Source organism: Pseudomonas protegens, from assembly GCF_003363755.1.
Lineage (GTDB): Bacteria > Pseudomonadota > Gammaproteobacteria > Pseudomonadales > Pseudomonadaceae > Aquipseudomonas > Aquipseudomonas danubii.
In genome coordinates this window covers 831,255-850,920 of the sequence record NZ_CP031396.1, presented here as the reverse complement: position 1 = coordinate 850,920, position 19,666 = coordinate 831,255, and the positions used below count along the sequence as shown (strand labels likewise).

Annotated in this window: 14 protein-coding genes, 1 tRNA gene and 2 pseudogenes; 8 read left to right on the top strand and 9 right to left on the bottom strand. The window is 60.9% G+C overall.

Annotation, left to right across the window (positions count from 1 at the left end):
* Positions 1-4: 4 nt before the first annotated feature.
* The 8 genes from DWF74_RS03585 to DWF74_RS03550 form a co-directional block, all read right to left on the bottom strand.
* Entirely contained in the window at positions 5-1,396 is a 1,392-nt protein-coding gene (locus DWF74_RS03585; protein ID WP_115580346.1) for a GntP family permease, read from the bottom strand.
* Positions 1,397-1,716: 320 nt separating this feature from the next.
* A complete protein-coding gene (locus DWF74_RS03580; RefSeq protein WP_115580345.1) occupies positions 1,717-3,135 on the bottom strand; it encodes a sigma-54 interaction domain-containing protein in 1,419 nt (472 codons plus the stop codon).
* 233 nt (positions 3,136-3,368) lie between these two features.
* Complete coding sequence (locus tag DWF74_RS03575) at positions 3,369-4,943, bottom strand: ABC transporter ATP-binding protein (RefSeq protein ID WP_115580344.1); 1,575 nt, start codon at positions 4,941-4,943, stop codon at positions 3,369-3,371.
* A gap of 14 nt (positions 4,944-4,957) precedes the next feature.
* Positions 4,958-5,980 carry an ABC transporter permease gene (locus tag DWF74_RS03570; protein ID WP_115580343.1) on the bottom strand — a complete coding sequence of 341 codons (1,023 nt, stop codon included), beginning with the start codon at positions 5,978-5,980 and terminating at the stop codon, positions 4,958-4,960.
* The gene (locus DWF74_RS03565; RefSeq protein ID WP_102864941.1) at positions 5,980-7,044 is read right to left on the bottom strand and encodes a microcin C ABC transporter permease YejB; all 1,065 of its coding nucleotides are present in this window, start codon (positions 7,042-7,044) and stop codon (positions 5,980-5,982) included. The genes DWF74_RS03570 and DWF74_RS03565 overlap by 1 nt, the downstream gene beginning before the upstream one ends.
* On the bottom strand, positions 7,044-8,906 hold the full coding sequence (locus DWF74_RS03560; RefSeq protein ID WP_102864942.1) for an extracellular solute-binding protein: 1,863 nt from the start codon (positions 8,904-8,906) through the stop codon (positions 7,044-7,046). The genes DWF74_RS03565 and DWF74_RS03560 overlap by 1 nt, the downstream gene beginning before the upstream one ends.
* Positions 8,907-9,037: 131 nt before the next feature.
* On the bottom strand, positions 9,038-9,319 hold the full coding sequence (locus DWF74_RS03555) for a peptidylprolyl isomerase (RefSeq protein ID WP_007924449.1): 282 nt from the start codon (positions 9,317-9,319) through the stop codon (positions 9,038-9,040).
* Between the two features lie 212 nt (positions 9,320-9,531).
* Positions 9,532-10,623 carry a 3-deoxy-7-phosphoheptulonate synthase gene (locus DWF74_RS03550; RefSeq protein ID WP_115580342.1) on the bottom strand — a complete coding sequence of 364 codons (1,092 nt, stop codon included), beginning with the start codon at positions 10,621-10,623 and terminating at the stop codon, positions 9,532-9,534.
* Between the two features lie 639 nt (positions 10,624-11,262).
* Here DWF74_RS03550 and DWF74_RS03545 point away from each other — a divergent pair.
* The 6 genes from DWF74_RS03545 to DWF74_RS03520 all read left to right on the top strand — a co-directional run bounded on the left by DWF74_RS03545 (position 11,263) and on the right by DWF74_RS03520 (position 16,123).
* A complete protein-coding gene (locus tag DWF74_RS03545; RefSeq protein WP_115580341.1) occupies positions 11,263-12,018 on the top strand; it encodes a carbon-nitrogen hydrolase family protein in 756 nt (251 codons plus the stop codon).
* Positions 12,018-12,452 carry a GNAT family N-acetyltransferase gene (locus tag DWF74_RS03540; protein WP_102864945.1) on the top strand — a complete coding sequence of 145 codons (435 nt, stop codon included), beginning with the start codon at positions 12,018-12,020 and terminating at the stop codon, positions 12,450-12,452. Before DWF74_RS03545 ends, DWF74_RS03540 begins: the two co-directional genes overlap by 1 nt.
* A gap of 470 nt (positions 12,453-12,922) precedes the next feature.
* Positions 12,923-13,564, top strand: coding sequence for a response regulator transcription factor GacA (gene gacA / locus DWF74_RS03535; protein ID WP_011061841.1), 642 nt, complete (start codon positions 12,923-12,925; stop codon positions 13,562-13,564).
* A 1-nt stretch (position 13,565) separates the two neighbouring features.
* Positions 13,566-15,389, top strand: a complete 1,824-nt coding sequence (gene uvrC / locus DWF74_RS03530) for an excinuclease ABC subunit UvrC (protein ID WP_115580340.1) — start codon at positions 13,566-13,568, stop codon at positions 15,387-15,389.
* A 32-nt stretch (positions 15,390-15,421) separates the two neighbouring features.
* Positions 15,422-15,982, top strand: a complete 561-nt coding sequence (pgsA, locus tag DWF74_RS03525; RefSeq protein WP_060839891.1) for a CDP-diacylglycerol--glycerol-3-phosphate 3-phosphatidyltransferase — start codon at positions 15,422-15,424, stop codon at positions 15,980-15,982.
* 65 nt (positions 15,983-16,047) lie between these two features.
* Positions 16,048-16,123 (top strand) — tRNA-Gly (locus tag DWF74_RS03520).
* A gap of 784 nt (positions 16,124-16,907) precedes the next feature.
* On the opposite strand, the gene DWF74_RS30370 is transcribed toward DWF74_RS03520, so the two are convergent.
* Positions 16,908-17,081, bottom strand: coding sequence for a hypothetical protein (locus DWF74_RS30370; RefSeq protein WP_162884065.1), 174 nt, complete (start codon positions 17,079-17,081; stop codon positions 16,908-16,910).
* 745 nt (positions 17,082-17,826) lie between these two features.
* Here DWF74_RS30370 and DWF74_RS03515 point away from each other — a divergent pair.
* A pseudogene (locus DWF74_RS03515) lies at positions 17,827-18,450 on the top strand (type VI secretion system ImpA family N-terminal domain-containing protein); the annotation flags it as partial.
* Positions 18,451-18,508: 58 nt separating this feature from the next.
* A pseudogene (tssC, locus tag DWF74_RS03510) lies at positions 18,509-19,666 on the top strand (type VI secretion system contractile sheath large subunit); the annotation flags it as partial.

The following is a 19,666-nucleotide window of genomic DNA, read 5'->3' as shown; positions in this document are numbered from 1 at the left end:
TACCTCACACAATGCCGGTGGCGTAGAAAGTGGCGATGACGACGAAGACCGCCAGGGTCTTGATCAGGGTGATGCAGAAAATGTCCTTGTAGGCTTCGCGGTGGGTCAGCCCGGTGACCGCCAGCAGGGTGATCACCGCGCCGTTGTGGGGCAGGGTGTCCATGCCGCCGCTGGCCATGGAGGCCACCCGGTGCAGCACTTCCAGGGGAATGTTGGCGGCATGGGCGGCGCTGATGAAGCTTTCGGACATGGCCGCCAGGGCGATGCTCATGCCCCCCGAGGCCGAGCCGGTGATGCCCGCCAGCAGGGTCACAGTAATGGCTTCGTTGACCAGTGGGTTGGGAATGTTTTTCAGCCAGTCGGCCAGCACCAGAAAGCCCGGCAGGGAGGCGATTACCGCACCGAAACCGTATTCCGAAGCGGTGTTCATCGCCGCCAGCAAGGCGCCGCTGACCGCGCTCTTGCTGCCCTCGGCGAGCTTGCTGCGAATCGCCGAGTAGCCGCACACCAGCACCATCAGGATGCCCACCAGCAAGGCCGCCTGCACCGCCCAGATGGCGGTGAGCTTGGCGATTTCGCTGGTCACCGGGGCGGCCATGCCCGGCAGGCTGAGGCTGTGGGTCTTGCCGTACCACTGGGGAATCCAGTGGGTGAACAGCAGGTTCATGATGCCCACCAGCAGCAGCGGCGACAGCGCCAGCCAGGGGTTGGGCAGTTTCAGGTCTTCGGCGGTTTCCGGTTCGTTGCGCAGTTCGGTGCCGTAGCCTTCACCGGCCTTCTGCGCCTTGTTGCGCTGGCGCTGCAGGAACAGCATGCCGGCGCAGAACACGAAAATGGTGCCGATCACGCCCAGCCAGGGCGCGGCCCAGGCGGTGGTGTTGAAGAAGGTGCTGGGGATGATGTTCTGGATCTGCGGGGTGCCGGGCAGGGCGTCCATGGTGAAGGAGAATGCACCCAGAGCGATGGTGGCCGGGATCAGGCGCTTGGGGATATTGCTCTGGCGGAACATCTCGGCGGCGAACGGGTAGACCGCGAACACCACCACGAACAGCGAAACCCCGCCGTAGGTCAGCAGGGCGCAGACCAAAACGATCACCAGTATCGCTTGGCGGGTGCCCAGCAGGCGGATCGCGGCGGCGACGATGGAGCGCGAGAAGCCCGACAGCTCGATCAGCTTGCCGAACACCGCGCCCAGCAGGAACACCGGGAAATACAACTTGATGAAGCCGACCATCTTCTCCATGAACACCCCGGTAAAGGCGGGCGCCACGGCGGACGGATCGGTGAGCAGCACTGCGCCCAGGGCGGCAATGGGGGCAAATAGGATGACGCTGTAGCCACGGTAGGCCGCCAGCATCAGCAGCGCCAGGGCTGCCAAGGCAATGATCACACTCATGGTGTGTCTCTCCAGGATTGTTATTGTTGTCGGGTGTTGCGTGTGGAGAGCGTTATAGCGAGAACTGTGCCAGTTAGTTAACTTGTTGAAATATAAACACTTTTTAAATATATCGAAGGTGATTTATCCAGATATTCTCTGTTTGGAGACAGTGAGGCGAGGGAGCTTGCTCCCGCTTTAGTGCGCAGCACTCCTCATGCCGGCCACCGGGTTGTGTCAGAAAGACCGCAATCACTGGGTTTGGCGCCGCTGCGCGGCCCAGCGGGAGCAAGCTCCCGGGCCACACAAGCGGTTGTCTCTGAATTGGGATTTTTGTCTCGTTATTGAGACTCGGCCATCCCCAGGGCCGCCATCTTCTTGTACAGCGTCGAGCGACCCAGCCCCAGGCGCCGGGCCGCTTCGTCCACCTTGCCGGCGCATTGCGCCAGGGTGGCGCTGATCAGTTGCCGCTCGAACCGTTCCCGGGCCGCGGCGAAGGTTTCCTGGCTCGGCGACTCGGCGGGCAGCGGGGCCGCATGGCGTTGCGCCGGGCTGAAGCTGCCGATTGCCGCGCGAATGTCCGCGGCAGTGAGTATCAGGTCGTCGCTGAGCAGCGCCGCGCGCTCTAGCACGTTGCGCAGTTCGCGGATGTTCCCCGGCCAGGCATGTTGCGCCAGCAGGGCCAGGGCTTCGCGATCCAGTTCATGCTGGCTGCGCAGTTCTTCGAGAATCCCTTCGCTCAGGGCCGGCAGGTCGTCCAGGCGTTCGCGCAGGGCCGGCACCTGGATCGGCAGCACGTTGAGACGGTAGTACAGGTCGGCGCGGAACTCGCCGCGCTTGATCGCCGCTTCCAGGTCGGTGGAAGTGGCGGCGATCACCCGCACATCGCTGTGGATCACTTCGTTGGAGCCCACCGGCTCGAACTCCTTCTCTTGCAGCACCCGCAGCAACTTGCTTTGCAGGGGCAGGGGCATGTCGCCGATTTCATCGAGGAACAGGGTGCCGCCCTGGGCGATCTGCAACTTGCCGGCGCGGCCCTTGCGGTCGGCGCCGGTGAAGGCGCCGGGGGCGGTGCCGAAGAACTCCGCCTCCAGCAGCGCCTCGGGAATCGCCGCGCTGTTGATGCTGACAAAGGGCTTGTGGGCCCGGGGCGAAGCAGCATGGATGGCCTGGGCCAGCAGCTCCTTGCCGGTGCCGGTTTCGCCTTGCAGCAGTACTGGGGATTCGGCGCTGGCGCTGCGTCGGGCCCGGCGTTTGACTTCCAGGCTGGCGGCGCTGGTGCCGATGAAATGGGCGAAGTTGTACTTGGTCTGCCGGGCCCGCAACAGAGAGCGGGTGGAGGCCAATTCTTCCTGCATGCTCAGGTAGCGCTTGAGCATGGGGGACAGGCTGCGCAGTTCGTCGAACAGGGCAAAGCCGATGGCGCCGATCACCGTGCCGGCGGCGTCGTGGATCGGCAGGCGCATCACCACCAGCGGTTCCTTGGGGGTGTCCTGCATGTCCAGCAGGATCGGGCGGCCGGTGCGTACCACCTCCCGCAGCAGGCTGCCGGGGATCACGCTTTCGCAGGGCTTGCCGATGGCGAAAGCCGCCGATTCCAGGCCGAAGCGCCGGGCGTAGCGCTCGTTCATCCAGACGATATTGGCGTCGCGGTCGACGATCACCGTGCCTTCGCTGGACTGCTCGATGATCTCGAACAGCGAACGGATCGCCAGTTGGCGCACACGCTGGTAATCCTTGAGGCTTTCGCTGTCGTTCATGGCGGCATCCTGAAAATGGGCGCGGCGATTATGCCGCAGTCTGCCCCGGTTGTTGCGCTGTAGCCGCTGCCGAGCCTGCGAGGCTGCGCAAAGGGCCGCAGGACCTTCGGCGGCCTTGAGGGCAGCGTCCGCTGCACAGCCGTTCGCAGCCTGCGGCAGCGGCTACAGGATGCAGCATCTGTAGCCGCTGTCGAGCCTTGGCGAGGCTGCGAAAAAAGGACGTCGGCGGCGGGTCAGCCGGGGTGGGCGGCGGCCAGCAGTTCCTGGGTGTAGGGGTGTTGCGGGTTGGCGAATACTTCATGGCTGGCACCGCGCTCCACCACCTGGCCGTCCTTGATCACGATCATGTCGTGGGCCAGGGCCCGCACCACCGCCAAATCATGGCTGATGAACAGGTAGGTCAGGCCGTACTTTTCCTGCAACTGGCGCAGCAGGGCCACCACCTGTTTCTGCACGGTGCGGTCCAGGGCCGAGGTCGGTTCGTCCAGCAGGATCAGCGCCGGTTTGAGCACCAGGGCTCGGGCGATGGCGATGCGCTGGCGTTGGCCGCCGGAGAACTCGTGGGGGTAGCGGTGGCGGCTGTTGGGATCGAGGCCGACTTCCTCCAGGGCGCGGATCACCTGTTCGTCGCATTGGCGGGCGTCGTACTGGCTGTGCACTTCCAGGCCTTCACTGATGATCTGCGCCACCGACATGCGCGGGCTGAGGCTGCCGAAGGGGTCCTGGAACACCACCTGCATCTGCTTGCGCCAGGGCCGCAGTTGCTTCTGGTCGAGGCCGTCCAGGGCCTGGCCCTGGAAGCGGATGCTGCCTTGGGAATCCAGCAGCCGCAGGATCGCCTGGCCCAGGGTGGACTTGCCCGAGCCGGACTCGCCGACGATGCCCAGGGTCTTGCCTTGCTCCACGCTGAGGCTGATGTCGTCCACTGCCCGCAGGTATTCCTTGCGCCGGAAGAGGCCGCCGCCTATCTGGAAGTCAACGCTGAGATTGTTCACCTCCAGCACGGTTTCGCGGCTGTCGCGGCACAACGGTCGCCCCTCGGGCTCGGCGTGCAGCAGTTCGCAGCTGTAGGGATGTTGCGGGGCGTTGAACAGGGTGTCGCAGGCGGCTTGTTCGACGATTTCCCCGGCCTTCATCACGCACACCCGCTGGGCGATGCGCCGCACCAGGTTGAGGTCGTGGCTGATCAGCAGCAGGGACATGCCCAGGCGCTGTTGCAGGGATTTGAGCAGCAGCAGGATCTTGCGCTGCACGGTCACGTCCAGGGCGGTGGTGGGTTCGTCGGCAATCAGCAGCTCCGGCTCGCAGGCCAGGGCCATGGCAATCATCACTCGCTGGCGCTGGCCGCCGGAAAGCTGGTGCGGGTAGGCCTTGAGTCGCTCCTTGGGTTTCTGGATGCCCACCAGTTCCAGCAGTTCGAGAATCCGCGCCTGGGCCTCCTTGCCCCCCATTCCCCGGTGCAGGAGCAGGGTTTCGCCGATCTGCTTCTCTACGCTGTGCAGCGGGTTGAGGGAGGTCATGGGCTCTTGGAAGATCATGGCGATGCGGTTGCCCCGCAGTTTTTGCAGGGTTGCCGGATCGCAGCCCATCAGCTCCTGGCCGCGGTAACGCACGCTGCCGGAGCTGCTACAGCCGGTCTGCGGCAGCAGTTGCAGGATCGAGTGGGCGGTCACCGACTTGCCCGAGCCGGACTCGCCCACCAGGGCCAGGCATTCGCCGGGACGGATGTCCAGGCTCAGGTCGCGGACCACGGTCTGTTCGCCGAAGGTGACCTTGAGCTGGCGGATTTCGATAAGGTTGTCAGGCATTTCTACAGTCCGCTTCAAGATCGTGGATCAAAGGCATCGCGCAACGCTTCGCCGATAAACACCAGCAGCGAAAGGATCAGCGCCAGGGTGAAAAACGCCGTCAGCCCCAGCCATGGCGCCTGCAGGTTCTGCTTGCCCTGGCCGATCAACTCGCCCAGGGAAGCGCTGCCGGCGGGCATGCCGAAGCCGAGGAAGTCGAGGGCGGTGAGGGTCGAGATGGCGCCGGTGAGGATGAACGGCAGGTAGCTCAGGGTGGCGTTCATGGCATTGGGCAGGATGTGCCGCAGGATCACCTTGCGGGCGCTCAGGCCCAGGGCCCGAGCGGCCTTGACGTACTCCAGGTTGCGCCCACGGAGGAACTCGGCGCGTACCACGTCCACCAGGGCCAGCCAGGAGAACAGCGCCATGATTCCCAGCAGCCACCAGAAGTTCGGCTCGACGAAGCCCGAGAGGATGATCAGCAGGTAGAGCACCGGCAGCCCGGACCAGACTTCCAGCAGGCGCTGGCCCAAGAGGTCGACCCAGCCGCCGTAATAGCCTTGCAGGGCGCCGGCGGCGATGCCGATCAGGGCGCTGATGGCGGTCAGCGCCAGGGCGAACAGGATCGATACCCGGGCGCCGTAGATCACTCGCGCGGCCACGTCCCGGGCCTGGTCGTCGGTGCCCAGCCAGTTGACCTTGCTCGGCGGGCTGGGGGCCGGCTGGGTCAGGTCGTAGTTGGGCGTGTCTTCGCTGAAAGGGATCGGCGGGAACAGCAGCCAGCCACCGTCTTTGCGGATCAGTTGCTGCACGTAGTCGCTGCGATAGTCGGCCTGGAACGGTAGCTGGCCGCCGAATTCCTGCTCGGTGTAGCGCTTGAACACCGGGAAGTACAGCGAGCCCTGGTAACTGACCACCAGGGGTTTGTCGTTGGCGATCAGCTCGCCGCCCAGGGTCAGGATGAACAGGCCGATGAACAGCCACAGCGACCACCAGCCGCGGCGGTTTTTCTTGAAGCGGTCCAAGCGTCGGCGGGCGACGGGAGAAAGCTTGAGCATCAGGCATTCCTCGCGGCGAAGTCGATACGCGGGTCGACCAGGGTGTAGCACAGGTCGCCGATGAGTTTTATCAGGAGGCCAAACAGGGTGAAGATGAACAGCGAACCGAACACCACCGGATAATCTCGCGACACCGCCGCTTCGTAGCTCATGCGCCCCAGGCCGTCGAGGGAGAAGATCACCTCGATCAGCAAGGAACCGGCGAAAAACACGCTGATAAAGGCCTGGGGAATCCCCGAGACCACCAGCAGCATGGCGTTGCGGAACACGTGGCCATAGAGCACGCGGCGCTCGCTCAGGCCCTTGGCCCGGGCGGTGACCACGTACTGGCGGGTGATCTCGTTGAGGAAGGAGTTCTTGGTGAGGATGGTCAGGGTGGCGAAGCCACCGATCACCAGGGAGCTGACCGGCAATACCAGGTGCCAGAAGTAGTCGGCGATCTTGCCCAGGGTGCTCAGTTGCTCGAAGTTGTCCGAGACCAGGCCGCGCACCGGGAACCAGTTCAGCGAAGTGCCGCCGGCGAACAGCACGATCAGGAACATGGCGAACAGAAAGGCCGGCATGGCGTAGCCGATGATGATCGCGGTGCTGCTCCAGATGTCGAAATGGCTGCCGTGGTGCACCGCTTTGCGAATCCCCAGGGGGATCGACACCAGGTAGGTGATCAGGGTCGCCCAGAGACCGAGGGAAATGGTCACCGGCATTTTCTCCAGGATCAGGTCGGTGACCGTGGCGCCGCGGAAGAAGCTCTTGCCGAAGTCCAGTTGGGCGTAGTTCTTGAGCATCAGCCACAGGCGTTCATGGGCCGGCTTGTCGAAGCCGTACTGTTTTTCGATGTCCTGGATCAGCTTGGGATCGAGCCCGCGGCTGGCCCGGGAGCCGCTGCTGCTCATGGCATCGGCGGAGCCGCCGACGCTGCCGCCACCACCAATGCCTTGCAGGCGGGCGATGGCTTGTTCCACCGGGCCGCCGGGGGCCGCCTGGACGATGACGAAGTTGACCAGGAGGATGATCAGCAGGGTCGGAATGATCAGCAGCAGGCGCCGCAGAATGTAGGCCAGCATCAGTGGCGTCCTCCGGGTTTGCCACGGCGGATCAGCTCGGCGGCCATCTGTTCATTGGTCAGCGCGGTGCTGCTGACTTCCCACCAGCTTTCGATGGCTTCGTCGTTGCTCGCCGGCACCTTGGGCCTGCCGAAGCGGTTCCACCACACCGTGGAGGTGCCTGGCGGGTAGTAGTTGGCGATCCAGTAGTAGTTCCACTGCAGCACCCGGTCCAGGGCGTGGGCGTAGCGCAGCATCTCCGGCTGGCTGGTGGCCTTCACCAGGCCGTTGAGCAGGCGGTCCACTGCCGGGTTCTTGAGCACCATGTAGTTGTTGGAACCCGGATCGTTGGCCGCCGCCGAACCGAAGTAGTTGTACAGCTCCATGCCCGGCGAGGTGGTCACCGGGTAGCCGGTGACGATCATGTCGTAATCCCGGGCCATCAGGCGGTTGACGTACTGCGAGGAGTCGATGCGACGGATGTTCAGGCTGATGCCGATCTGCGCCAGGTTGCGCTTGTAGGGCAGCAGCAGGCGCTCGATGGAACCTTGGGTGATGAGGAAGGTGAAACTCAGGGGCTCGCCTTCGGCGTTGACCAGTTTGTCGCCTTCGGCTTTCCAGCCGGCCTGTTCCAGCAGGGCCAGGGCTTGCAGTTGCTTGTCGCGGATCACGCCGCTGCCGTCGGTTTTTGGCGCTTGGAAAACCTGGGTGAAGACTTCGTCGGGGATCTGTCCGCGCAGGGGTTCGAGGATCTTCAGCTCCTCGGCGTCCGGCAGGCTGCGGGCGGCCAGGGGCGTGTTGGAGAAGAAGCTCTGCTGGCGGATGTAGAGGTTGCGCATCATCTGCCGGTTGCTCCATTCGAAGTCCCAGAGCAGGGCCAGGGCCTGACGCACCCGGCGGTCCTGGAACACCGGCCGGTCGAGGTTGAACACGTAGCCCTGGGCCGGTTGCGGCGCCGACTGGGCCAGGTGGGCCTTTTGCAGGCGACCGTCGTTCAGGGCTGGGCTGTCGTAGCCGATGGAATAGCCGGTGGCGGAGAACTCTCGGTTGTAGTCGTAGGCGCCGCCACGCAGCACCTGGCGGGCGACATCGATGTCGCCGAAGTACTCGACGCTGAAATGGTCGAAGTTGTACAAGCCGCGGCTCACCGGCAGGTCCTTGCCCCACCATTCGGGGTTGCGGGCGAAGGTGATGCTGTTGCCCGAATCCACTTTGGCCACGCGATAGGGGCCACTGCCCAGGGGGGCTTCGTAACCGCCGCCACCCGCGAAGTCGCGACTCTTCCACCAGTGTTCGGGGAACACCGGCAGGGTCGCGATATCCAGGGGCAGGGTGCGGTTTTCATTGCTTTTGAAGTCGAAGCGCACCACGCGTGGCGATTCCACGGTGACGCCTTTGACGTCCTCGAACTGGGTGCGGTAGCGCATGCTGCCCTGGGTCATCAGCAGGTCATAGCTGTAGCGCACGTCCTCGGCGGTGATCGCGGTGCCGTCGGCAAAGCGCGCCTTGGGGTTGAGGTAGAAGCGCAGCCACAGGCCGTCTTCCGCGCGCTCCATCTTTTCGGCCACTAGGCCGTAGACGGTGTAGGGCTCATCCAGGGAGCGCAGGGCCAGGGGCGAATAGACCAGGCCGTCGAGCTGGGAAACGCCGATACCTTTGTCTATATAAGGCAGCACGTGGTCGAAGCGCCCGATCTCGATGGCCGAGCGGCGCAGGGTTCCGCCCTTGGGGGCCTGGGGGTTGACGTAGTCGAAGTGGCTGAAGCCCTGGGGATACTTGGCCGGTTCGCCGTAGACGGTCATGGCGTGTTGCGGTGCCGCCTGGGCACCCGCGGCGCCCAGTAGCAGGACGGTGAAAAGCACAGTGGAGGAAAGCAGTCGCATTGTCAGCCTTAGGAGCCGGGTGATCGATGACCACGATTTGTACGCTAGCGGCGCGTGACTGGCCAGCCGCTTTCACAAACACAACGGCCCACCAGGAGGCGGGCCGTTGAGCAGACGCAGTCGCGAGGGGATCAGTCCTGGCGGCTGGTGACTTCCAGCAGGTGGTAACCGAACTGGGTTTTCACCGGACCTTGCACGACGTTCACGGGAGCGCTGAACACCACGGTGTCGAATTCCTTGACCATCTGGCCCGGGCCGAAGGAGCCCAGGTTGCCGCCGTCACGGCTGGACGGGCAGGTGGAGTTCTTTTTCGCGACTTCGGCGAAGTCGGCGCCGGCTTCGATCTCGGCTTTGAGTTCGTTGCACTTGGCTTCGCTGGCAACCAGGATGTGACGGGCAGTGGCTTTGGCCATGGATGTTGCTCCTTTCAAGAAAGTTGAGAGCCTACCGGATTCAGGTGGCTATTTCTTCTCAAAGTTCCTTCAAGGCGTTGCCGTCTGGCGCCTTCGCGGGCAGCCACGCTCTTGCGGGCGCGGCGGGTGTTACAGAAGCCGGCTTGCTGGCGAAGAAGTCGCTGCTCTTGGGGACGTCTTCGCTGGCAAGCCAGTGCCTGCAGCAGGGGCGGTCAGGCGGGGACGGCAGCGACCTTGTGTGCGTGCTGCAGTTGTTGCGCGGCATTGCGCAGCAATTGCTCGGTCGCGCTCCAGCCCAGGCAGCCGTCGGTCACGGAGACGCCGTAGCGCAGTTGGCCGCTCAGGGGCTGGCAGCCTTCGAACAGGTGGCTTTCCAGCATCACCCCCATCAGCGAAGTGTCGCCCTGCAGGCGTTGCTCCAGTACGTCGTTGAATACCGCCGGTTGGCGCAGTGGGTCCTTGCCGCTGTTGGCGTGGCTGCAGTCCACCATGATCCGCGCCGGTATCTTTAGCTTGTGCAGGTCGCGCTGGACCTGGGCCACGCTCTGGCGGTCGTAGTTCGGGCCGCTGTGGCCGCCCCGCAATACCAGATGAGTGTCGGGGTTGCCCGGAGTCTGGATGATCGCCGGATGGCCCTGGCTGTCGACGCCGAAATGGCGGTGGGGGTGGGCAGCCGAACGCATGGCATCACAGGCGATGGCGACGCCGCCGTCGGTGCCGTTCTTGAAGCCTACGGGCATCTCCAGGCCGCTGGCCATCTCGCGGTGGATCTGCGATTCGGTGGTGCGGGCGCCAATGGCGACCCAGCTCAACAGGTCGTCGAAGTAGCCGGCGGCCATGGGCTGCAGCAATTCGGTGGCAATCGGCAGGCCCAGGCGCAGCATTTCGCGCATCAGTTCCCGGGACAGGGTCAGGCCGCCGGCCATGTCGTCGCTGCCATCCAGGTCCGGGTCGTAGGCCAGGCCTTTCCACCCCACTGTGGTGCGGGGTTTTTCGACGTAGGCGCGCATCACCAGGAGCATCTGGTCGCTCACTTCTTCGGCCAGGCGGGCCAGGTTGGCGGCGTATTCCAGGGCTGATTGCGGGTCGTGGATGGAGCAGGGGCCGACTACCACCAGCAGGCGCTGGTCGCGGCCTTCGAGAATGGCGCGTACCGCCTGGCGGTGGGCGGCAACTTGCTGGCTCAGGGCCAGAGACAGCGGCAATTGCTGCTTGAGCTCCAGAGAGCTGGGCAGGCGCTGGGTCAGGGTTTCGTTGGCGCTGACGTGGGCGGACAGGGGCAGAGCGGATACGGACGAGTTCATGTTCGGTCTTCCTGGGCGGGCGGCGGGTGATGTCCCGCGCGCGGCCCTACTGGGGTGTTCGACAATTGGCCGTACTGGCCACAAGTGTGCAATTGCCACCGGTAGGTGACCGATCGGAGGCGGCAGGCTGTCCCGAGCGGAGGCTGCTAAATCGCCAGGTGGAGAACATGTCGTAGCGGTAATAGGTGGCGTAGTTCATGGGGAAAATCCTCGGTAAGTTCGGTATGTCGCTGAAAGTCGTGGTTGAAAACGTCGAGCCTGAAAAAACAAAACCCCCGGTCGGGAGGCCGACCGGGGGTTGAGAATTCTCTGGTAGGCGACCCGTTAAAGTGGGCGCCGGTTGGGTATCAGGCGCGCCAGTGGCTAAACCAATACCCAAAATAAAAGCTCGCCGGAGCACTGGTGCCGTTGACCCGAGCAGCCGCAACCGAACGCAGTGCGCTGGCGGTGTGGCGATGCAGGGAAAGGGTCTGGGACAACATGAGTTTCTCCGTGAAGTGGGGCGAGCTTACTCGAGGCCGGGGCCGCGATTCAATCAGTAATTTCTATGAGAGCTGATGCAATGAGCCATGGATTAAGCCGTGAAAGGATTTATGCCACACTCGCCGCTGCCTCTCGTTGTCTCGCCAAGGAATGTCCATGACCGTGCTGACCCTCGCTGCCGCCCAATCGGTGTCCATTGCTGGAGACTTGTCGGCGAATCTGGCCCGACATCAGCATTTGATGGGGTTGGCAGCGCAGCAGGGGGTGCAGTTGCTGGTGTTTCCTGAACTGTCCCTGACTGGCTATGAACCGCAGTTGGTCGCTGAACTGGCGCTGCCGCCCGACTCCCCGCGGCTGCAGCCACTGCGCAATCTGGCCCGCGAGTTGAAGCTGACGACGGTGGTGGGCATGCCGATTCGCTTGGCCGTCGATGGACCGGTGCTGATTGGCGCACTGGTGCTGGGGGCGGACGGCTCGCTGGCGGTTTATAGCAAGCAGCATCTGCACCCTGGAGAGGAGCGATTTTTTGCTCCGGGTAGCGGTGGCGCGCCGTTGCAGTTGGGGAATGAGGTCCTGGCCTTGGCGGTATGCGCGGATTTCTGTCATGCCAGCCATGTGCAGGCTGCGGTGGACGCTGGCGCCGGCATCTACGCCGCCGGGGTGTTGATCAGTGAAGGCGGGTATGCCGTCGACAGTGCTCTGTTGCAAGGATATGCCCGGGACCACGGGATACTGGTGCTGATGGCCAACCATGGCGGACCCAGCGGCGGCTGGTCCTGTGCCGGGCGCAGCGCAATCTGGAGCGCCCAGGGACAATTGCTGGGTGCTGTGGAAGGCGTCGGCGAAGCGCTGCTGATCGCCCGGCGCGATGGGGGGCAATGGCGGGTCGAAGCGCGGGCGGTTGCGGGTTGATGAGCGCCTTTCAATTGCGTCCGGCGGCTGAGGCGGATTTGGCCTTCGCCCGGGATCTGACTCGTTCCACGATGCTGCGCTATTACATTCGCAATGATCTGTTGTGGCTTGACGAGGCGTTTGATGTGGCGTGGAGCGGTCGCGAGAATCTTTTGATTTGCTCGGGGGCCAAGGTATTGGGGTTTGTCAGCTTGAGCAGGGACCTGCGCGCCGTCTACATCCGTGAGTTGCACGTACTGGAGGCGTGGCGGGGGCAGGGAGCCGGAGCCTGGACGCTGTTGCAGGTGATGGAAAAGGCCCGCTCGGAGCGGCGGGGCTTGTTGCGTCTGACTGTGTTCAAAGGCAACCCGGCACAGCGACTATACGAGCGGGTGGGGTTGAAGGTGGTGGGTGAGGAGGAGTGCTTTTTGCGGATGGAATGCTCATGCGCCTAAGATCCTCTGGAAGGCTCCTGCGGCAATTGAGCGCAACCTTGTGGGTTCAATCCCGTTTGCTGTTCTTGCGGCCTGCCAGAGGTGGAAAGGTATGTGCGGGATCGAGCCTCTGCCAGTGGGAAAAGTGTTGAACCGATTTACCTTGAAGCTCGCGCCTGGCTTGGCTTGTGCGGCAATGCGAATACCGGGCATAGTTCAAAACCGTTCAAATTGCTTGAGGGTACTGTTCAAGGACGATCAGAGGGCAATCTTTCGTCTGACCAGGACCCTGGCGAGTTGTCGTAGATCCAGATTCTGCGCAAAAGCCCCTGATCGCCGAGCCCTGAAGCCAGAGCGTTTTCTCGCTTCAGGTTGGCGGCGTCTCTTATCGCTTGCCGATGTTTTTTATATAGCGCTTGTGATTAGGTTTGTACGTCGCTTTTTGCTAAGGTATCCGGCAACCTATAAAGACCAAATCGCGAGGTGTCTGCTTGATTAGGGTGCTAGTAGTCGATGACCATGATCTCGTTCGTACGGGCATTACACGAATGTTGGCTGACATCGATGGCCTGCAAGTAGTCGGGCAGGCGGAGTCAGGGGAAGAATCCCTGCTCAAGGCTCGGGAGTTGAAGCCCGATGTGGTCCTGATGGACGTAAAGATGCCCGGGATCGGCGGCCTTGAGGCCACGCGCAAATTGCTGCGCAGTCATCCGGATATCAAGGTCGTGGCGGTGACTGTCTGCGAGGAAGATCCGTTTCCGACGCGGTTGCTGCAGGCCGGTGCGGCGGGCTACCTGACCAAGGGCGCGGGCCTCAATGAAATGGTCCAGGCCATTCGCCTGGTTTTTGCCGGTCAGCGTTACATCAGCCCGCAGATTGCTCAGCAACTGGTGTTCAAATCGTTCCAGCCTTCCAGTGATTCCCCGTTCGATGCCTTGTCGGAGCGGGAAATTCAGATTGCGCTGATGATTGTCGGTTGCCAGAAGGTGCAGATCATCTCCGACAAGCTGTGTCTGTCGCCGAAAACCGTGAACACCTACCGCTATCGTATTTTCGAGAAGCTGTCGATCAGTAGTGATGTCGAGTTGACGCTACTGGCGGTTCGTCATGGCATGGTTGATGCCAGCCTCTGAAATGACTGACCTGTTTGATCCCAGTGCCTTTCTTTCTACCTGCAGTGGCCGTCCCGGCGTGTATCGCATGTTCGACAGCGATGCACGCCTGCTTTACGTGGGCAAAGCCAAGAATCTGAAAAACCGGCTGTCCAGCTATTTCCGCAAGACCGGCCAGGCACCGAAGACCGCAGCCCTGGTGGCGCGTATCGCGCAGATCGAAACCACCATTACCGCCAACGAGACCGAAGCGCTGCTGCTGGAGCAGACGCTGATCAAGGAGTGGCGGCCGCCCTACAACATTCTCTTGCGCGACGATAAGTCCTATCCCTATGTGTTTCTTTCGGATGGCGATTTTCCGCGTTTCAGCATTCATCGCGGGGCGAAGAAGCACAAGGGCAAATATTTCGGGCCATACCCCAGTGCCGGTGCCATTCGGGAAAGCCTCAGCCTGTTGCAGAAGACCTTCATGGTCCGCCAGTGCGAGGACAGCTATTACAAAAACCGCACGCGGCCCTGCCTGCAGTACCAGATCAAACGCTGCAAGGCGCCTTGCGTCGGCCTGGTGGAACCCGAGATCTATGCCGAAGACGTGCGCCACTCGGTCATGTTCCTGGAGGGGCGTAGCAACGCCTTGACCGACGAACTTTCCAGTGCCATGGAGGCGGCCGCCGGCACTCTGGATTTTGAAAAGGCCGCCGAGTTGCGGGACCAGATTTCCCTGCTGCGCCGAGTCCAGGACCAGCAAAGCATGGAAGGTGGCACCGGTGATGTGGATGTGGTCGCGGCCTTCGTTAACCCGGGTGGCGCCTGCGTGCACCTGATCAGCGTGCGTGGCGGTCGGGTGCTGGGTAGCAAGAACTTCTTTCCCCAGGTGGGCATCGAGGAAGATGTAGCGCAAGTCATGTCGGCCTTTCTGGGTCAGTATTTTGTCAGCAGTCCTGAGCGCGATCTGCCTGCGGAGTTGATCGTCAACGTGGTGCACGAAGACTTCCCGACGCTGGTCGCCGCCATTTACGAACTGCGGGGCCGCGAGCTGACCATCAGTCACCGGGTCCGTGGCACCCGTGCCCGCTGGCAGCAACTGGCGGTGACCAATGCCGAACAGGCTCTGAGTGCACGCTTGGCCAACCGCCAGCACGTAGCCGCGCGCTTTGAAGCCCTGGCTGAAGTTCTGAACCTGGACGAGCCACCGCAGCGCCTGGAGTGCTACGACATCAGCCACTCCAGCGGCGAGGCCACAGTGGCCTCCTGCGTGGTGTTCGGTCCGGAAGGGCCGCTGAAATCCGATTACCGCCGTTACAACATTGAGGGCGTCACCGCCGGAGACGACTATGCGGCCATGCATCAGGCTCTTACCCGGCGCTTCAGCAAGCTCAAGGAAGGCGAAGGCAAGCTGCCGGATATCCTTCTGGTGGATGGCGGCAAGGGGCAGTTGTCCATGGCTCGCGACGTGCTCAATGAACTGGCGGTACCGGACCTGATCCTCCTCGGCGTAGCCAAGGGGGCGACCCGCAAGGCGGGTTTCGAGACCTTGTACCTGAATGACGCCGCCCACGAGTTCACCCTCAAAGGCGACTCACCGGCGTTACACCTGATTCAGCAAATCCGCGATGAGGCTCACCGCTTCGCGATCACCGGTCACCGTGCCCGACGTGGAAAAAACCGGCGTACCTCGACCCTGGAAGGGGTGGCGGGCGTTGGCCCGAAGCGTCGGCGGGACCTTCTTAAACATTTTGGTGGATTGCAAGAACTGTCTCGTGCCAGCATCGACGAGATAGCCAAAGCACCGGGAATCAGTAAAAAGCTCGCAGAGTTGATTTATGCAAACCTGCACAGCGAGTAGAATGCCCAATCACCTCGTAGCCAGTTGTGCCGATGAATATCCCTAATCTGATCACCGTTCTACGCGTCCTGCTCATCCCGATTTTCATATTGCTGTTCTATTTGCCCTATAGCTGGAGCTACATGGCAGCCAGTTCAGTCTTTGCCTTCGCGGCTGCCACTGACTGGTTGGATGGCTACCTGGCACGACGCCTGCAGCAGAGCACGCCGTTTGGCGCGTTCCTCGACCCTGTAGCTGACAAGCTGATGGTGGCGGTGGCCCTGGTGCTGCTGGTGCAAGAGCACGGCAACCTGTGGCTGACCTTGCCGGCAGCCGTGATCATCGGTCGCGAGATTGTTGTTTCGGCACTGCGCGAATGGATGGCCGAACTTGGCGCCCGGGCCCAGGTGGCAGTGTCCAATATGGGCAAATGGAAAACAGCAGCGCAGATGCTGGCGCTGGTGATCCTCCTGGCCAACCCTTCGGACTTCAGCTTCTGGGTCTTGGTGGGCTATGCCTTGCTGCTGGTAGCGGCGGGGCTAACCTTGTGGTCGATGCTGCAGTATCTGCGGGCCGCCTGGCCGCATCTGAAAATCGACAACGAGAAAAAATAAGTATTTTTGAATCAAGGGCTTGACGCGCATTCGGATTTCTATAGAATGCGCAACACCAAGACGATGCGGGAATAGCTCAGTTGGTAGAGCACGACCTTGCCAAGGTCGGGGTCGCGAGTTCGAGTCTCGTTTCCCGCTCCAAATATAGCGTTGTAGAATTCAGTCGATTTCTACTGCGATCGAAAAAAGGACCTCCGGGTCCTTTTTTCGTTTCTGTGCTTTTCGCTCAAATCCAGCATCATCCAGTGCGTTTAAGTCCAGAATTGAGTACGTTTCAAACGCTCAAGTCTGGTCAAGTGCTGAACACGGTTTGTTGTCGGCGTATGTCGATGTAGGTTATCCCCGCCCATCAACTCAATCGGACCTTGCGTGGGAAATCGTCCCCCCCGCCGGATCGTCTTACCGAAGGTGCTGTAGTTCAGTCCTCTTTCCTAAACGTGATACCCCCTGAAAACACAGATTCTGCTCAATCCGATTCTGCGATAGCGTTCTCCTCATGCTTTGTAGTACGCGCGGCACCTCGAGTCCTCCGACATCGGTCATTTCCTACGGTGTGCCGATCTGGTCGGTATGTAAGTTGTAGCTTTGGCTGGAAAGGCCGAGGGCGTTTTCGATGCGCGGCTGATCAAATTGCCTCATGGCCAAGTTTCTCGCTGGCATAGCGGTTCATGCATTTACCGCAGTCGCCGATTTCGATAATCGTCGATCAGGCCGTGGATGCCTTCACCATCCAGGCCGAACTGCAAGGAAGCCGGTTGGTTGAGTAGGCTTTTCAGCTCGACATTAGGCTCTATCCGAAAAGTTTCGAGACGAAGGTCAGGCAAGGCGAAAACGGTCGAGGAACGGCCGGGGTCGCGTTCGACTTCACGGGGTGTAAATGAGCATTCCGATCGGACTCGCGCACGAGACCGTTTTCAACGCAGCATCACCGAGTATCAAGGGTTTTCGTACAACGCATAGGGTTGTCCGAAATCAGCTCGATACGGATCGCATACAGCTCGCAGATGGCTTCGCAACCCTTGAAGGCCAGCCCCTTGAGGTCGTGGCGAACGGCAGGGATGGACAGCACAAAATGTGCAGTGTCGACTGACGCGAACATAGACTCATCCTTAAGCTTTAACCCGCACCTTGCCTGGCTCTGATGCAAGATGGCGCTCAAACTGGTAAAGCGTGCGCAAACGTTAATATGAGACCGGTCTGTAAAGTCAGTTGAAACTTCTGAGTCTAAAAGCTGCCCTCAATTAAGAACGGTGATGTTTAGGCCTAGGGCTCCGCTCACCATTCAAACGCCATGACCAAACAACACATCAGGACCATCGAGGTTAAGCAATAACTGGCCCGTATCCGGTGCTACAACAACGCAAAGCCTGCACTCTCATAATGAATCGCCGAGCAGTTTCCATTTTTTTGGAAGCTGTTGTACCGCTATTTCAGGGAGTTACACCTTGAGCCGAGTGTTCCTCTTGTTGGACGCGACCTTGAAAGGAGGTTGTGTTTTAGTTTCTAAGTAAGTTTCTTATGTTGTTGATAAATGTGAGCTAATTATATTTATCTCTCGGTGCGCCGTTAGCTGAATAAGGTTGTCTCGCCCCGTTTTTACTTTCTGATACAGCATGGTTAATGGAGGTATATATCTGTGGTAATGCATCGCGACGGCACTGCATGAGCGAAAAGGTCGGTAACAAAGGTCCTGGCGCGGAGTGCGCTTGTAGGAAAAATTGAAACGGTAAGGGAATTATTCTCGTAAGTTTAGGATTTTTCTTAAATTAATACTTATGGGTTAGGGGGTATATTTTTAAAGCACTAGCCATTTGTTCTGCGGCAAAGCTTTAAACAGGTCATGGATGAACTACTCAAATAAACTGTCTGCTCATTATCTTGAGATCGCCAAAGTCTCTATTTCCAAAGAGAGTTTTGCGGGCGCGGATGTTCGCTTTTCGAGTGAATACGAAGCCCTTGAAAACGAGTTGGCCAAAGCCCAGTCCATGCATGAAAGCGGTCAGATCGACTGGCTGAAAGTTCTTGAAAACAGTGAAAACCTGCTACGTGTGCAGTCCAAGGATCTGCGAGTGGCCGCCTGGCTCACTTGGGCGCTGTATCAGCGCGAGTCCTTCGCAGGATTGCTGGCGGGTTCCGGCCTCTTGCAGTACCTGTGTGAACAGCATTGGGTCGAGGTTCACCCCAATAAACTGCGTACCCGTGGTGCCGCCATCAGTTGGCTGGTGCCTCGACTGGAGCAGGCGTTAAGCGAAAACATCGCGATCAAGGAACAGTTACCGTTGTTTCGTCGACTGGTGCTGAATCTGGAAAAGCTTGATGCGGTACTGACCCAGCATCTTGGCGATGACGCTCCTTTGTTACTGCCCATCTGTCGGCGGCTGTCGAGCATGATCCAGCGTGCCGTCGAGCATCAGCCAGAGCCCGGCGCGGTCGGCACGGTGGTAGCACAGGTCAAGCAGGCAGCGAGCTGGGCCTGAACGCCGCCGCCCCAGACGCCTGACCCATCAGACAAGGAAGCCACAACACATGACTACCCGTGCCGCGCAACACCAAAGCAACGAGAGCAGCGAGTACAGCATTCTCGACGGCATCATCGCCGAAACCCGTCTGACTCCGAACGACGAAGCCTACGATATCGCCAAGCGCGGAGTGTCAGCCTTCATCGAGGAGCTGCTCAAACCGCAGAACAGCGGCGAGCCGGTCAAGAAGGCCATGGTCGATCGCATGATCGCCGAGATCGATGCCAAGCTCAGCCAGCAGATGGATGAGATTCTCCATCACGAAGACTTTCAGTCGCTGGAGTCTGCCTGGCGGGGGCTGCAGTTACTGGTGGAGCGCACCAATTTCCGTGAAAACATCAAGATAGAAATCCTCAACGTCTCCAAGCAGGACCTGCTGGACGACTTCGAAGATTCGCCGGAAGTGATGCAGGCCGGCCTTTACAAACACATCTACACCGCGGAGTACGGCCAGTTTGGTGGCCAGCCAGTCGGCGCGATCATCGCCAACTACTTCATGTCGCCCAGTTCTCCCGACGTGAAGTTGATGCAGTACGTCTCCAGCGTTGCCTGCATGTCACATGCGCCGTTCATTGCCGCCGCAGGCCCGAACTTCTTTGGCCTGGAAAGCTTCACCGGCCTGCCGGACCTGAAGGATCTGAAGGATCATTTCGAAGGCCCGCAATTTGCCAAGTGGCAGAGCTTCCGGCAGTCGGAGGACTCTCGCTACATCGCCCTGACCTTGCCGCGGTTCCTGCTGCGCAATCCCTATGATCCGGAAGAAAACCCGGTCAAGTCCTTCGTCTACAAGGAAACCGTTGCCAACAACCACGAGCACTACCTGTGGGGCAATACCGCATATGCGTTCGGCACCAAGTTGACCGACAGCTTCGCCAAGTTCCGCTGGTGCCCGAACATCATCGGTCCGCAGAGCGGTGGCGCGGTGGAAGACTTGCCGCTGCACCATTTCGAAAGCATGGGTGAAATCGAAACCAAGATCCCGACTGAAGTGCTGGTTTCAGATCGTCGTGAGTACGAACTGGCGGAGGAGGGCTTCATCTCCCTGACCATGCGCAAGGGCAGTGACAACGCCGCGTTCTTCTCTGCCAACTCAGTACAGAAGCCGAAGTTCTTTGGCATCAGCGCTGAAGGCAAGACCGCGGAGCTGAACTACAAGCTTGGCACC

Excerpts from the sequence above, each read along its gene's own strand:
- DWF74_RS03570 (WP_115580343.1), bottom strand. The coding sequence starts at position 5,980 with ATGCTCAAGCTTTCTCCCGTCGCCCGCCGACGCTTGGACCGCTTCAAG.
- DWF74_RS03565 (WP_102864941.1), bottom strand. The coding sequence starts at position 7,044 with ATGCTGGCCTACATTCTGCGGCGCCTGCTGCTGATCATTCCGACCCTG.
- uvrC (WP_115580340.1), top strand. The coding sequence starts at position 13,566 with ATGACTGACCTGTTTGATCCCAGTGCCTTTCTTTCTACCTGCAGTGGC.
- DWF74_RS03545 (WP_115580341.1), top strand. The coding sequence starts at position 11,263 with ATGACCGTGCTGACCCTCGCTGCCGCCCAATCGGTGTCCATTGCTGGA.
- DWF74_RS03555 (WP_007924449.1), bottom strand. The coding sequence starts at position 9,319 with ATGGCCAAAGCCACTGCCCGTCACATCCTGGTTGCCAGCGAAGCCAAG.
- DWF74_RS03585 (WP_115580346.1), bottom strand. The coding sequence starts at position 1,396 with ATGAGTGTGATCATTGCCTTGGCAGCCCTGGCGCTGCTGATGCTGGCG.
- DWF74_RS03560 (WP_102864942.1), bottom strand. The coding sequence starts at position 8,906 with ATGCGACTGCTTTCCTCCACTGTGCTTTTCACCGTCCTGCTACTGGGC.
- DWF74_RS30370 (WP_162884065.1), bottom strand. The coding sequence starts at position 17,081 with ATGTTCGCGTCAGTCGACACTGCACATTTTGTGCTGTCCATCCCTGCC.
- DWF74_RS03540 (WP_102864945.1), top strand. The coding sequence starts at position 12,018 with ATGAGCGCCTTTCAATTGCGTCCGGCGGCTGAGGCGGATTTGGCCTTC.
- pgsA (WP_060839891.1), top strand. The coding sequence starts at position 15,422 with ATGAATATCCCTAATCTGATCACCGTTCTACGCGTCCTGCTCATCCCG.
- DWF74_RS03575 (WP_115580344.1), bottom strand. The coding sequence starts at position 4,943 with ATGCCTGACAACCTTATCGAAATCCGCCAGCTCAAGGTCACCTTCGGC.
- DWF74_RS03580 (WP_115580345.1), bottom strand. The coding sequence starts at position 3,135 with ATGAACGACAGCGAAAGCCTCAAGGATTACCAGCGTGTGCGCCAACTG.
- DWF74_RS03550 (WP_115580342.1), bottom strand. The coding sequence starts at position 10,623 with ATGAACTCGTCCGTATCCGCTCTGCCCCTGTCCGCCCACGTCAGCGCC.